Below are 13768 nucleotides of genomic sequence, written 5' to 3'. Positions count from 1 at the left end.
CCCATGGACTCCCTGCCGTACGCCCCGCTACTCGGCACCTTGGCACTGGCGCTACTGTGGTCGGCGCTGTTCACCGCCGTGGAGACTGCCCGCGTGCTGCTCAACGGCACGCTGCGCCAGGGCGATGATGGCCATTCCGCCCTGCCGGGCCAAGCCCTGGTGCTGTGCGCCAGCCTGGGCAAGTTGCTGGTGCTGGGCTTGGCATGCCTGATGGGCCAACGCTACAACGGCGAGCACGGTTTCTGGTTGGCCGGCCTGGCAGCGTCCGCGGCACTGCTGGTGTTCGCCGAATTCCTGCCCCGGCGGCTCGCCAGACGCAACCCACAAGCCTTTGCCACCCTCGGTACCAGCCTGCTCAAGCTCCCGCTCACCTTGCTGCAGCCGCTCGCCTTGCTGCTCGATGGTTGCGCCAAACTCATCCTGCGCCCATTCCGTGTGCAACCCACCGCCGTGGCCCTCCACTCTCAGGAAAGCCAGGACTTCGATGAGGACGAACTGCCGGAAACATCCCACGGCTTGCTCGATGGCCTGCAATCGCTGGACAAGATCACTGTCAACGACATTCTGGTGCCGCGCAACGAGGTGGACGGCATCAACCTCGACGACCCGATCGAACGCATCATCGAACAACTGATCGTCAGCCGTCACACCCGCCTGCCGGTCTACCACAGCGATATCAACCAGGTTGAGGCCATCCTCAACACCAAGCTGATCAGCCACCTGCTACCCAAGGCCGAACTGACCCTGGAGAAACTGCACAGCGCCTGCTACGAGCCGTACTTCGTTCCAGAAAGCACGCCGCTGCAGCTGCAATTGCTGAACTTCCACAAGCAGCAACGACGCCTGGGCGTGGTGGTGGACGAGTATGGTGAAGTGCTGGGCATCGTCACCCTCGAAGACATTCTCGAAGAGATCGTCGGCGAATTCGAGGACGAACACAGCCTGGACAACCCCCACGTACACCCCCAGGCCGATGGTCGATTCGTCATCGAAGGCGCGGCCTCGTTGCGAGAAATCAACCGCAGCCTGGGCTGGCACCTACCCTGCGACGGCGGCCCGAAGACCCTCAACGGGCTGGTGACCGAAGCCCTGGAAAGCATCCCGGAAAGCGCCGTTTGCCTGAAGATCGGCCGCTATCGCCTGGAGATCCTCGAAACAGAGGACAATTGCGCCAGCAAGGTACTGGTGTGGACCGTGACCCGATAGCTATACTCGGGTCACGCTTACCCAGCCCCGCCGTTACGCCTGCTACCCGCACCCGGCGCCATACGGCCAGTCCGCTTCACTGACACGCCCCGCGGTCCTGCTTCAACACCCCGAACAGTGCCCGCTCCCGCCCCTATCCCCCTTGGGCTGCCGTCAGTCGAGCGATCACAACAATACGCTTCCGGCGTCCGCGAGACCGTGCCTGCCTGTCGTTTCGAGTGCGCGCGATCGTGGGCCAAGCCCGTGGAGCAAGACCAGACTGTTAGGGACCTACTTAATGACAACCAGCAGCACTTACGCCGAAGCGCCAGCCGCCCCGGTCAATTCCCCGGCTCGGGTCGCCACCGCCAGTTTCATTGGCACCGCCATCGAGTTCTACGATTTCTATGTCTACGCCACCGCCGCCGCGCTGGTGATCGGCCCGGTGTTCTTCCCGTCCGGCTCCGGCACCGCACAGATGCTGGCGGCGTTTCTGACCTTCGGTATCGCGTTCCTCGCCCGCCCGCTGGGTTCGGCACTGTTCGGCCACTTCGGTGACCGCATCGGACGCAAGTCGACCCTGGTGGCCTCGCTGCTGCTGATGGGCGTGTCCACGACACTGATTGGCGTACTGCCGGGCTATGACAGCATCGGCGTCTGGGCCCCGATCCTGCTGTGCCTGCTGCGCTTTGGCCAGGGCCTTGGCCTGGGCGGGGAATGGGGTGGCGCAGCACTGCTGGCCACCGAGAACGCACCAGAGGGCAAACGCGCCTGGTTCGGCATGTTCCCGCAACTGGGCCCTTCGATCGGTTTTCTCGCGGCCAATGGCTTGTTCCTGACACTGGCGCTGGTGCTCAGCGACGAGCAATTCCGTGACTGGGGTTGGCGCATTCCCTTCCTGCTTAGCGCTGCACTGGTGCTGGTCGGCCTGTATGTACGCCTGAAGCTGGAGGAAAGCCCAGTGTTCGCCAAGGCCGTCGCCCGTCATGAGCGGGTCAAGATGCCAGTGGTGGATCTGTTCGCCAGGTACTGGTTGCCAACCCTGCTGGGCGCCGCGGCCATGGTGGTGTGCTATGCGCTGTTCTACATCTCCACGGTGTTCTCGCTCAGCTACGGCGTTTCGACCCTGGGCTACAGCCGCGAGAGCTTCCTTGGCATGCTGTGCTTCGCCGTGGTCTTCATGGCCCTGGCCACGCCGCTGTCGGCCTGGCTCAGCGACCGTTACGGGCGCAAACCGGTACTGATCGTCGGCGGCCTGCTGGCGGTGGCGTCGGGCTTTGCCATGGAACCGCTGCTGACCTCGGGCTCGACCACCGGCGTGGCGTTGTTCCTGGCCATCGAGCTGTTCCTGATGGGCGTGACGTTCGCCCCGATGGGCGCATTGCTGCCAGAGCTGTTCCCGACTCACGTGCGTTACACCGGCGCGTCGGCGGCGTACAACCTGGGCGGTATCGTTGGCGCCTCGGCGGCACCGTTCTTCGCCCAGAAACTGGTGAGCATGGGCGGGTTGAGCTGGGTGGGTGGGTACGTGTCGGTGGCGGCGGTGATCAGCTTGATTGCCGTGCTGTGCCTGAAAGAGACACGCGATACTGCGCTTTGAACATCACGGCCTTCACAGCCTGATCGCCGGCAAGCCAGCGCCTACACGTCAAGGCTGTACCTGTAGGAGCCGGCTTGCTGACGATGGGCCGCAAAGCGGCCCCTTCAGGATCAGAACTCGACCTGAACCGCCTGCGCAGCGCGGGTCGCCTTGGCACGGGCCGCTTCGATCGACTCGTCACGCGCCAGGCATACGCCCATGCGGCGCTGGCCGTTGATTTCCGGCTTGCCGAACAGGCGGATCGCGGTGTCTGGCTCGCTCAGCGCGGCGCCTAGGTTGGCGAAGCTGGTCTGCTGCGACTTCCCTTCAGGCAGGATCACCGCCGAGGCCGACGGGCCAAACTGACGCACCACCGGAATCGGCAGGCCCAGGATGGCGCGGGCATGCAGGGCGAACTGCGAAAGGTCCTGGGAAATCAGGGTCACCAGGCCAGTGTCGTGCGGGCGTGGCGACACTTCGCTGAACCACACCTGGTCGCCTTTGACGAACAGCTCAACGCCGAACAGGCCGCGGCCGCCCAGTGCATCGGTGACGGCCTTGGCCACACGCTGCGACTCGGCCAGCGCCTTCGGGCTCATCACCTGAGGCTGCCAGGATTCCTGGTAGTCACCCTTCTCCTGACGATGCCCCACCGGTTCGAGGTAAGTGGTGCCACCGACGTGGCGCACGGTCAGCAGGGTGATTTCGTAATCAAAGTCGATGAAGCCTTCAATAATGACCCGGCCCTTGCCGGCACGTCCGCCTTCCTGGGCGTAATCCCAGGCCTTCTGCAGGTCGGCATCGCTACGCAGCAGGCTTTGGCCCTTGCCCGACGAGCTCATGACCGGCTTGACCACGCAAGGGTAGCCCAAGTCGGCGACGGCCTTGGCGTAGTCTTCAAAGGTATCGGCGAAATGGTAGGGCGAGGTCGGCAGGTCGAGCTCTTCGGCGGCCAGGCGGCGGATGCCTTCACGGTTCATGGTCAGCTGCGTGGCGCGGGCGGTGGGCACCACATTGAAACCTTCGTTTTCCAGCTCGACCAGGGTCGCGGTGGCGATGGCTTCGATCTCCGGAACGATGTAGTGCGGCTTCTCGGCCTCGATCACCGCACGCAGGGCAACGCCGTCGAGCATGTTGACCACGTGGCTGCGGTGCGCCACCTGCATGGCCGGTGCATTGGCATAACGGTCCACGGCGATCACTTCGACGCCCAGGCGCTGCAGCTCGATCACCACTTCCTTGCCCAACTCGCCGCAGCCGCAGAGCAGTACTCGGGTCGCGGTGGGCGACAATGGGGTTCCGATACAGGTCATTTCAGGTCCTCGAAGGCGTCCGGGGCCGCGCCAGGCTGTGCGCTGCCCGCTGAAAAAAGGACCGCTATTCTACACCATCAACCAGCCACGGCGGCCCGTCGGGCACGAAATGCCATGGCCAGCCACACCGCGGTGACTCCGGCAAACTTGGAAGCCATCGCGGTACCGATGACCACTGGGGTCATTGCCCCGATCATGCCGAAGAAGATGAAGGTATCGACCGGGATGCTCAGCGCCGAGCTCAACCACAGTCGATCACGCAGCGGCCTGCGAGTGATGCTGAACACCAGCCAGTCGATCAGTTCGGAGACGAAGAACGCGGTGGCGCTGGCCAACGCGATGGCCGGTTCCGACGTGACGTACGACAGCACCAGCGCCACCAGCATGGCAACCAGGGCGCCGTGGCCGAAACGGGTCTGCACCATGTCGCGCAGGATGAATACCAGCCCACCCCAGGCGGACCAGATAACGTCCAGGTGCGGTGCACTGGAGAAGGCGTAGTTGATCAGCACTACGCTGCTGATGTAGGCGATGAGATAGAACATGGTGGGGGAGATCTTAGGGCAAGCCTGACAGATTAGCGCCGCCTTCTTCGCGGGTAAACCCGCTGCCACAGGCACGCCGCCCCTTCAAAGGCAACACCCCCATCACTGCCCCATGATCAGGCCAGAAGCCACCGCCCGCTCATGGCAAAGCTTCAACACCGCCCGGCGCTCGTCATTGCTCATGCGCCCCCAACGGCCAATTTCCGCCACGGTGCGCTGGCAGCCGGTGCAGATATCCTGTTCATCCAACGCACAGATGCTCACGCACGGCGAGGCAACCGGGCGCTCGGTCGCTACCACTTCACTCATCGTCGATCACCAGCTCCCGCGCATAACGCTCGGCATTGTGTACATAGTGGGCAGCGCTGGCTTCGAGCATGCGCTTCTGCTGCTCGGTGAGCTCACGTACCACCTTGCCCGGCGAGCCCATCACCAACGAACCGTCGGGAATTTCCTTGCCTTCGGGTATCAGCGCATTGGCGCCGATGATGCAATGCTTGCCGATGCGTGCCCCATTGAGAATCACCGCATTGATACCGACCAGGCTGTAATCGCCGACCGTGCAGCCGTGCAGCATCGCGTTGTGCCCGACAGTCACACCCTTGCCCAGGCTCAACGGAATGCCCTTGTCAGTGTGCATCACGGTGCCGTCCTGGACATTGCTGTCCTCGCCAATGTCGATCAACTCGTTATCGCCCCGAAGCACCGCGCCAAACCATACGCTGGCACGGGCCTGCAGACGCACTTTGCCGATCAGCGTGGCATTGGGCGCAGCCCAGCTGGTGGGATGACTCTCGACCCGCAGGTCGCCGAGGCGGTATTTCATGTTGGCTCCTCATGGCTCAAGGCAGATGGCGGGTGTATCCCGCTCAGTTTTCGATGTAGCGCTCGGGGGGCTCATGCAAGCTGATACCGGCATCGAACAACAGGTTGACCAGCTCGACGATCATGATCGCGGACAATCCCCAGATCTTGTACTCGCCGTAGCGGTAGCTGGGCACGTACCAGCTTCGGCCCTGGTAATCGATGCGATGGGTGTGGTCGCGAGGGTCCTGGCGGAAGAAAGCCAGCGGCACGGTGAATACTGCCGCGATCTCGGCATCATTGGCGCGGTATTCGACGTAATCCGGGATCAAACCGACGAATGGCGTTACTTTCAAGCCATGCAACGAGATCAGCGGACTGAGCGGTCCAATCACCTCGACCAGCCCAGGCGGCAGGCCGATTTCTTCTTCGGCCTCACGCAACGCGGTGAACACCAGGTCAGGGTCATCCGGGTCGCGACGCCCGCCAGGGAAGGCGACTTCGCCACCGTGGGTCGACAACCCCTTGGCACGCAAAGTCAGGACCAGCTCGGGTTCTTCGCTACGGGTAATGGGCAAAAGCACCGCCGCTTCTGGGAAACGTCGGTCGGTTTCCAATGATGCAGGTTCATGGTTGCTCATTCGGCGAAGAAGCTCGTCCAGCATTGCGCACTCTCGTTTCCAAGGCCTTCGAGCATGATGCACCAAAGCCGCGAAGCACCCAAGCCCCGTGAGCTTGCGAGCACCCCGCCTGGCGCGCCAAGATAGGTCGATCACAAGGGAAGAACAGCATGAAATTCTGCAGCGCGTGCGGCCAACCGGTCATTCAGCGGGTACCCGATGGCGACAGCCGCCAGCGGTATGTCTGCGAACATTGCCAGACCATTCATTACCAGAACCCCAACATCGTCGCCGGTGTACTGCCTACCTGGGGTAGCCAGGTGCTACTATGCCGGCGCGCCATTGAACCGCGCCGTGGCTTCTGGACCTTGCCCGGCGGCTTCATGGAGAACGGCGAGACCCTCGACCAGGCCGCCCGTCGCGAAACCGTCGAGGAAGCCTGTGCCCAGGTCGGTTCGATGAGTCTCTACCAATTGTTCGACCTGCCGCACATCAACCAGGTGCATGTGTTCTTCCGCGCCGAACTGCTCGACCTCGACTTCGATGTGGGCATAGAGAGCCTTGAAGTGCGACTGTTCGAAGAAGACGAGATCCCGTGGGACGAGCTGGCTTTCCGCACCGTCACTCGCACACTAGAATGCTATTATCGCGACCGCATCGGGCAGGCCTTCCCCGTTGGCCATGAATACCTGCCACCGATGAACGTCACGTCTACCACTTAAGTTTTCAGGGATACCGCTTCATGCGCTGGTTGTTCGCCCTTTTCTGCCTTTGCATTACGTCGGTGACCCAGGCGGCCTACACCGAGGTCATCATCCGCAAGCCGCAACCGCCCGCGCAGGCGCCTTCGCCCTCCCAGACCGCCATGCAACCGCTGATCGACAAGGTGCTGGTGATCAAGTCCGAGCGCCGCCTACAGCTGATCAGCCGTGGCGAACCGCTCAAGACCTACCGCATTTCGCTGGGCAAGCAGCCCAAGGGCCCCAAGGAACGCGAAGGGGACAAGAAGACCCCCGAGGGGCTGTACTGGCTCGACTGGCGCAAGCAAAGCGACCGCTTCAACCTGGCCATGCACATCTCCTACCCCAACATCAGCGACGCCGCCCGCGCCACCCGCGAGGGCATCAGTGCCGGCAGCATGATCATGATCCATGGCACGCCGATCAACGACGAGTACCCGGAGTGGTACTTCCACACCCTGGACTGGACCGATGGCTGCATCGCCATGCGCAACAACGACATGCGCGAAGTCTGGGACCTGGTCAAGGACGGAACATTGATCGAGATTCGCCCCTAAGGTCCTACATTTCAATTTGAGCTGTAGGAAGCTTCGCACGGTATTTCCACTCCGTGCCTACGCCCGCCTAGGCACGGGATCGCATCCAGGCCCTGCGCTGCATTTTTAGAATCCCCGCATACCGGTACCTGAACGGTACTGACCTTGCGGGGTTGTTCGATGCAGTACCCATCACGCCACTTTCTCATCCTCATCTTTGCCTGGCTGATCGCCGGCGCACTGACCATGGCCCAGGCCCTGGCCGACGACCCCGCCAGCCAGCAACTGCGCGATCAGCAGCGCGCGTTGCGACAGCTGGAACACCAGCAACGTCTGCAACGCTGGCAACGCCCCTGGACGCCTGACAGCACCGAAGTCACCTCCCCCGACCAGCCGAGTGACGGCCACTGCTGGAAAACCTCCGGCGTACGGCTGGCCGGCAGCCAGCTACTGGCGCCGCAACTGCTGGAAACCACGGTACGACCACTGGTCCCCGCATGCATGGGCATCGCCAGCATCAACCGGTTGCTCAAAGCCATCACCCAGCTCTATGTCCAGGCCGGCTACCCCACCAGTCGCGCTTACCTGCAACAAGCCCCCCACGATGGCGAACCGCTCGCCATCGTCGTCATCGAAGGCTTCGTCGAGTCCATCGAATTCGCCGGGGCCGAACTGCCACTGTCGCTGCGCGGCGCATTTCCAGACGTCCTGGGGCGCCCCCTGTACCTTCCCGATCTGGAACAAGGGCTGGACCAACTCAACCGCTTGCGTGCCTACGAACTGGGTATCGACCTATTGCCTGGTCAGATTCCCGGTGGGACCCGCGTACACGTCGTGCCGCACAAAGTGGCTTCACGCTGGCATCTGGACAGCCACTTCGACAACCGCGGCAGCGCGCTCACCGGCCGCCACCGCCTGAGCCTAAGCCTTGGCCTGGACAGCCCGCTGGGCCTGAATGACGACCTGCGCCTGTCACGGGTCTCGACCGTCGTCGATGCGCCGGGCCAGAGCCAGGGCATCAACCTGCACTACAGCATTCCCTACGGTCCATGGACCTTCGCCCTCAACGCCAGCGAACTGCGCTATGGCGCGCCCATTCCCCATAGTCCGCACACCACCAGTGGTCGCAGCAGCTATCAAGGGCTGAACCTCGAGCGCACGCTCTGGCGCGACCAGCGCGGCATGCTCAGTGTCAGCGGCCGACTGAACCGCAAGCAGCTGATCAACCGGAGCAACAACGCGGTACTGGCCTTCCAGAGCCCCACCCTCACGACGCTCGAAGCGGGCGTCAACCTGCTCTGGCTCGACCATGGCTTGTGGAACGCCTACCTGGGCATGAGCCAAGGCGTGGACTGGTTCGGCGCGGACCGATCGGCTCTGCGCGCCGATGCGCCTCGCCCGGATTTTCGCAAGTACAGCGCCAGCCTGTTCCATTTGCGCCAAGGCCCCGCGCACCGGCCATGGCGCTGGCACAGCGAGCTGGCCCTGCAATGGAGCGACGACGTGCTACCCGCCGTCGAACAACGCCTGCTCAGCGATGACTCGGCCGTGCGCGGATTCCGCCAGGCCACCCACGCCGGCGCCAATGCGGCCCTGTGGCGCAACACCCTGAGCCAGGTGCTGCCAATGGACTGGACCGGGCCGGTGCAGGTGCGCCCCTACCTCGGCCTGGACCTTGGCTGGGTGCAGCTTGCCGGGGATTCCCCCTGGCACCGCCTGGCGGGAGCAGCGGTGGGCATGGAACTGAGCCTGCCCAGCAGCCGCCTGCGCCTGGACTACCAACATGCCCTGTATGCCAGCGATTTGCCCCGTTCCGGTCTGGAGCGCGGCTTCTGGGTGCTGGAGTGGTCCCTGAACATCTGATTCACCCACAAAAAGAGAACGAGAACATGCAAACACTCTCGCCGTTGAAATCCCCCCGTCCCGATACCTTGCGCTGGGCCATTTTCCTCGCCGTGCTGAGCCCCGGCACCGCTATGGCCCAAGGTGGCCTGCAAGCGGCACCAGGCCCAGGCGGCACACCCGTGATCAACAGCGGCCACGGCGTTCCGGTCATCGACATCGTCGCCCCCAACGCCAATGGCCTGTCGCACAACCAGTTTCTCGACTACAACGTGGGTAGACCCGGTTTAGTGCTCAACAACGCCTTGCAAGCCGGCCAGTCGCAGCTGGCCGGTGCCCTGGCCGCCAATCCGCAGTTCCAGGGGCAGGCAGCCTCCACCATTCTCAACGAGGTCGTCAGCCGCAACGCATCGTTGATCGAAGGGCCGCAGGAAATCTTCGGCCGCCCGGCCGATTACATTCTGGCCAACCCCAACGGCATCACCCTCAACGGCGGCAGTTTCATCAACACCACCCGTGCAGGCTTCGTGGTCGGCACGCCCGAGATGCAAGCCGAGCAACTCCAGTACCTCGACACGCTCAGTGCCAGCGGCAGCTTGCAGGTGCTCGAAGGTGGGCAGAGCAACAGCGAAGGCGCGCTCGACCTGATCGCACCCCGCCTGAACAGCACGGGGCTGCTGCAGGCCAAGCAGGATCTGAACATCACCGTAGGCCGCCATCGGATCGACCACGGCAGTGGCCAGATCGTCGAGCACCTGCCTGCGCTGCCCTCGACCATCGACGCCAGCCTGTTCGGCGCCATGCGTGCCGGACGCATTCGTGTGGTGAGTACCGCCGAGGGCGCTGGAGTGCGCATGGGGGCGATGGAGGTCGAAGGCCGCGAGGGTATCGACATCCGCTCCGCTGGCGGGTTGCAGGTGAAGGGCGATGCCGAAAATCATGCCAAGCTGCGCAGCGAACAAGGCGCGCTGACGCTCAGCGCTGCCGACGACCTGAGCCTGAGCGCCGTCGACGGCCACGCCAGGCGCGTCGAGCTCAAGGCCGACAAGAAGCTGACCCTGGATGCCGAAACCCGGGAAACCATCGAGCGAAATCGCGACAAGTGGAACAAGAAGTTCCTGTTCGTCACCCGGGAAACCTACAACCGTGAGCGCACCACCACCAACAAGACGCAGCACGGCACAACCCTGCACGGTCGCGACGGCATGGCCTTGCAGTCCGGGGACGACATGCAAATGGTGGCGGCCAACCTCAGCACCCCCAGCGACCTTGAGCTGAACAGTGGCGGCAATCTGAACATCGAAGCCGGTATCGACAGCCTGCGTATCCAGGAAAAGGTGCGCCATCGCAAGGACCTGTGGCGCGGAGACCGTGACTCGGACCTGCTCGCCGAGAAGGCCAATGCCAGCGCCCTCGATGCCGGACGCATGACGGTCAAGGTTGCCGATACCCTCAGGGTCAACGGCAGCACCCTGCACAGCGGCGGCGACCAGACCATCAAGGCAAGGACCGTCGAGGTGCGGACCACAGCCTTGAAAGAACAGGGCACTCAGCGCAATTACCGGGGCGATCTGGTATCCGGCACCTTCTTCGGCGACCGCAAAGGCAAGGAAAGCCAAGGCCAGACCGTGGTCGGCAGCAGCATCACCAGCGACGGCGCCATGCAGGTGGTCGCCGACCAAGTCAGCCTCAAGGGCAGCCGTGTCATGGCCGAGGGCGATGCCGTGCTCTACAGCGAAAAAGGTCACCTGGCCATCGAAGCCGATCAGGGCAGCAGCACGTCCACCCAGCGCGATAGCAGCAGCAAGTTGTTCGGTCTGCTCGGCAACAAGCACGAGAGCAAAACGCAAAGAGCCCAGGTGTTGATCAGTGACGTGTCGTCCACCACCAACCTGCGCCTGGCCAGCGCCGACGCATTGCGTGTGCGGGGCGCCAGGGTGGAGGCCGGCAAGCACCTGCAAGTCGAAGCAAAGGGCGACCTGCTGGTCGACAGTGCACAGTCCCGGGACCTCATCCAAACCTCGTCCCAGCAGCGCAGCTTCAGCGCCGATGCCAGGCAAACCCATGCGGCCCAGGACGGCAAGCCTGAATCGCGCCAGTACGCGGCCAGCGTGGGCTATGAAGTCGCCACGACGACCGGTGAACGCGTCGAGACCCGCCAGGTTGCCAGCGAACTCAAGGGCGCCTCGGTAACCCTCGACAGCGGCGCTCATCTGCAGGTCAATGGTTCGAAGGTTCAGGCCAGCGCGGGTGACCTAGGCCTGCACGGCAAACAGTTGACCCTGGGCGTCACACGCAACGACACGCAAGAAACCACCCGTACTCAGCAGAGCGGTGGCGGCCTGACCGTGACCGGCGGCATCGACCGGCTCGGCAGTGCGTTCGATGGCCACCACGACACCCTCACGGTCACCGCGCTCGACAGCAAAGTGCAACGCAGCGAACTCCAGGCCAGCGGCGACGTGAAGATCGACACGGGCGAACTGGCCAACGAAGCGGCACGCGTCGAGGCCGGTAAAACCCTGCAGGTCGTCGCCACGCACATCGACAACCGCGCCCCGGAAAACATCGAACAGCGTGAGGAAGTCACCGACAACTGGCGTGGCAGCCTGGGGGCCAGCGTGGAGTACCGTGATCTCACCCGCCCGATCGAGCGCCTGATACTGGGCGAGGAGGCTCAGCGCTTCCAGCAAGCTTCGCCCGAAGATGCCATGGCAGCGCCCAGCGTGGGTGCCGACCTGACGCTGGAGCACATCAAGCGCCTGGAAAACCAGCGCCGTGGCTATGCCCAGGTCAGCGAGTTGTCCGGCAGCGCGGTGACCAGCAAGGCTGACATCATCGAAGACCAAGGCACCGCGTGGCGAGCCAACGCCGGCGCCTTGCAGATCGACGCCGACCGGCATCACCTGCGGGCAGCCGAAAACACTCAGCAGACCACTGTGCAGCGGCTGGCCTATGGCGGCGACCTGCGCGTGGACAGCACCACCGGCAGCGACCTGAACATGCGTGCCTCTGGCAAAGGCGGTTCACTGGACAAGCTGGAAGTCGCCAACACAGCGGTGCCCGGCAGCCTCTATGGCCAACAAGGCATCCAGGTACAGTTGGGTAGCGACGGCCGCTACGAAGGCACACGCTTCGATGGCGGTGACGGCCATGTCCTCGTTCGCAGTGGCGGCGACCTGGCCCTGACCCAGGCGACCAACCACAGCAAACAGTCGTCGCGCCAGCTTGATGGCAACGCCTGGGCCAAGGGCGGCAACCGCCCGGACAGCACCGGAGGCGAGACCCGCGGCTACCTCGACCACGTCCAGAAAAACAGCGAGCAAACCAAGGCACAGGTCGCACAGGTCGATGCCAAAGGCGAAGTACGCCTGAGCAGCGCGGGCGACCTGTTGCTCGAAGGCACCCGCATCGGCGATCGCACCGCCAAGGTAGGCGATACCTATCTGGACAGCGGCGGCCGTTTGCAGGTCAAGGCCGCCAGCGATACCCAACAGGCCAGTGGCGCCAACCTGGGCGGCGGCATGGAACTGGCGGCCAAGACGGGCGCTACACAGAGCGGCGCCCTCGGTGGCCACTTCAGCAACGGCAGGGTGGACGAGAACGCCAGCCAGGCGGTCGATGCGCAGATCGCCAGCGGCGGAAAACTGAGCGTGACCAGCCGCGCCCGCGACAACCTCGCTGCGCACTTGCAAGGGCTGCAGGTTTCCGCCGAACAGATTGCGCTGAACGCAAGCAACGGCGGCCTGCGGATCGAAGCGTCGAAGGATATCGAGCGCCGCAACAACCTGGACATCACTGCAGGTGCCGGTTTCAGCATGGCCACGGGCGCGACCGATACCCGCGGCCTGCATGGCCGCGTCAAGGTCGACCTGGACAAGCGCGACAACCAGACCTGGAACGCCAATACCCTGCGCGCCGGGCACATCAGCCTGGCAAGCCTCGGCGACACACAGCTGGAAGGCACCAGCCTGGAAGCCGAGCGCATCACCGGCGATGTCGGCGGTGACCTGAAGCTGGCCAGTCTCAAGGACCGCGTCGATACCCTGACAATCAATGCCGATGCGCGATTGAGCCAGGAAAAGAACCCGCAGGGCTACGTCAATGCCGCCAGTTCGCTGGCCGGGCCATTGGGAGGGAACGTCGCGAAGAAAGCCGGCCCGGCCTTGAGCAAGGCGGAACCCGGCTTCTCGCCAACCTTCAGTCTCGACCTCACCCACGCGCAGCGTGACAGCGTCGCTCACCCGACAGCGCTCAAAGGCAGCGAAGGTATCGACCTGAACGTCGCAGGCGAAGCGCAGTTGATGGGCGCGCGGTTGCAGTCGGCCAAAGGCGATGTCGCACTGCGTGCCCAAGCCGTAACCCGTGAAACCCTGAGCGGCAGCGATTATCGCCGTGACGTGTCGATCGACGCCTCCAACTCGCCAGTCGACCTGGGTACCGCCGTGGCCCAGCTGACCAAAGGCAAGGGGGCGGCCGATGGCGAGAATGCGCTCGACCTGGGCTTGCTGCGCACCAGCGGCTACAACCGCAACCAGGCGTGGGCATCGAGCGTACAGGGCAAGCGTGATTGACTGGACCGGGCGGGTTGGGCGTCGTCGCCC

The 13768-nt window shown here is 63.9% G+C and carries 10 protein-coding genes and 1 pseudogene; 6 read left to right on the top strand and 5 right to left on the bottom strand.

Annotated elements, in window-relative coordinates:
* Positions 1 to 3 precede the first annotated feature (3 nt).
* Both C4Q26_RS17665 and C4Q26_RS17660 read left to right on the top strand, forming a co-directional pair.
* Positions 4 to 1206: a transporter associated domain-containing protein gene (locus C4Q26_RS17665; RefSeq protein ID WP_104883361.1), complete on the top strand. Its 1203-nt coding sequence runs from the start codon at positions 4 to 6 to the stop codon at positions 1204 to 1206.
* 277 nt (positions 1207 to 1483) lie between these two features.
* On the top strand, positions 1484 to 2785 hold the full coding sequence (locus C4Q26_RS17660; protein ID WP_023382045.1) for an MFS transporter: 1302 nt from the start codon (positions 1484 to 1486) through the stop codon (positions 2783 to 2785).
* 110 nt (positions 2786 to 2895) lie between these two features.
* Here C4Q26_RS17660 and purT read toward each other — a convergent pair whose 3' ends face one another.
* The 5 genes from purT to C4Q26_RS17635 all read right to left on the bottom strand — a co-directional run bounded on the left by purT (position 2896) and on the right by C4Q26_RS17635 (position 6091).
* Complete coding sequence (purT, locus tag C4Q26_RS17655) at positions 2896 to 4077, bottom strand: formate-dependent phosphoribosylglycinamide formyltransferase (RefSeq protein WP_104881337.1); 1182 nt, start codon at positions 4075 to 4077, stop codon at positions 2896 to 2898.
* 77 nt (positions 4078 to 4154) lie between these two features.
* Positions 4155 to 4622 carry a VUT family protein gene (locus C4Q26_RS17650; RefSeq protein ID WP_023382047.1) on the bottom strand — a complete coding sequence of 156 codons (468 nt, stop codon included), beginning with the start codon at positions 4620 to 4622 and terminating at the stop codon, positions 4155 to 4157.
* A 102-nt stretch (positions 4623 to 4724) separates the two neighbouring features.
* On the bottom strand, positions 4725 to 4931 hold the full coding sequence (locus tag C4Q26_RS17645; protein ID WP_023382048.1) for a DUF1289 domain-containing protein: 207 nt from the start codon (positions 4929 to 4931) through the stop codon (positions 4725 to 4727).
* Positions 4924 to 5448 (bottom strand): gamma carbonic anhydrase family protein, encoded by a 525-nt coding sequence (locus C4Q26_RS17640; protein WP_023382049.1) that lies wholly within the window; start codon positions 5446 to 5448, stop codon positions 4924 to 4926. Before C4Q26_RS17640 ends, C4Q26_RS17645 begins: the two co-directional genes overlap by 8 nt.
* A gap of 43 nt (positions 5449 to 5491) precedes the next feature.
* Complete coding sequence (locus tag C4Q26_RS17635; RefSeq protein ID WP_023382050.1) at positions 5492 to 6091, bottom strand: CoA pyrophosphatase; 600 nt, start codon at positions 6089 to 6091, stop codon at positions 5492 to 5494.
* A 125-nt stretch (positions 6092 to 6216) separates the two neighbouring features.
* Here C4Q26_RS17635 and C4Q26_RS17630 point away from each other — a divergent pair, with 125 nt between their 5' ends.
* The 4 genes and pseudogenes from C4Q26_RS17630 to C4Q26_RS17615 all read left to right on the top strand — a co-directional run bounded on the left by C4Q26_RS17630 (position 6217) and on the right by C4Q26_RS17615 (position 13738).
* Positions 6217 to 6768 (top strand): NUDIX hydrolase, encoded by a 552-nt coding sequence (locus C4Q26_RS17630; RefSeq protein ID WP_027906552.1) that lies wholly within the window; start codon positions 6217 to 6219, stop codon positions 6766 to 6768.
* Positions 6769 to 6923: 155 nt separating this feature from the next.
* Positions 6924 to 7343: pseudogene (locus tag C4Q26_RS17625) on the top strand (murein L,D-transpeptidase family protein); the annotation flags it as partial.
* Between the two features lie 159 nt (positions 7344 to 7502).
* Positions 7503 to 9185, top strand: a complete 1683-nt coding sequence (locus tag C4Q26_RS17620) for a ShlB/FhaC/HecB family hemolysin secretion/activation protein (protein WP_104883360.1) — start codon at positions 7503 to 7505, stop codon at positions 9183 to 9185.
* A gap of 26 nt (positions 9186 to 9211) precedes the next feature.
* Entirely contained in the window at positions 9212 to 13738 is a 4527-nt protein-coding gene (locus C4Q26_RS17615; RefSeq protein ID WP_104883359.1) for a hemagglutinin repeat-containing protein, read from the top strand.
* Positions 13739 to 13768 lie beyond the last annotated feature (30 nt).

Source organism: Pseudomonas sp. SWI44, from assembly GCF_002947915.1.
In the GTDB taxonomy this organism is placed as follows: domain Bacteria; phylum Pseudomonadota; class Gammaproteobacteria; order Pseudomonadales; family Pseudomonadaceae; genus Aquipseudomonas; species Aquipseudomonas taiwanensis.
Note: the sequence above shows the minus strand (reverse complement) of the source record. Positions and strands in the feature narration are given on the sequence as shown.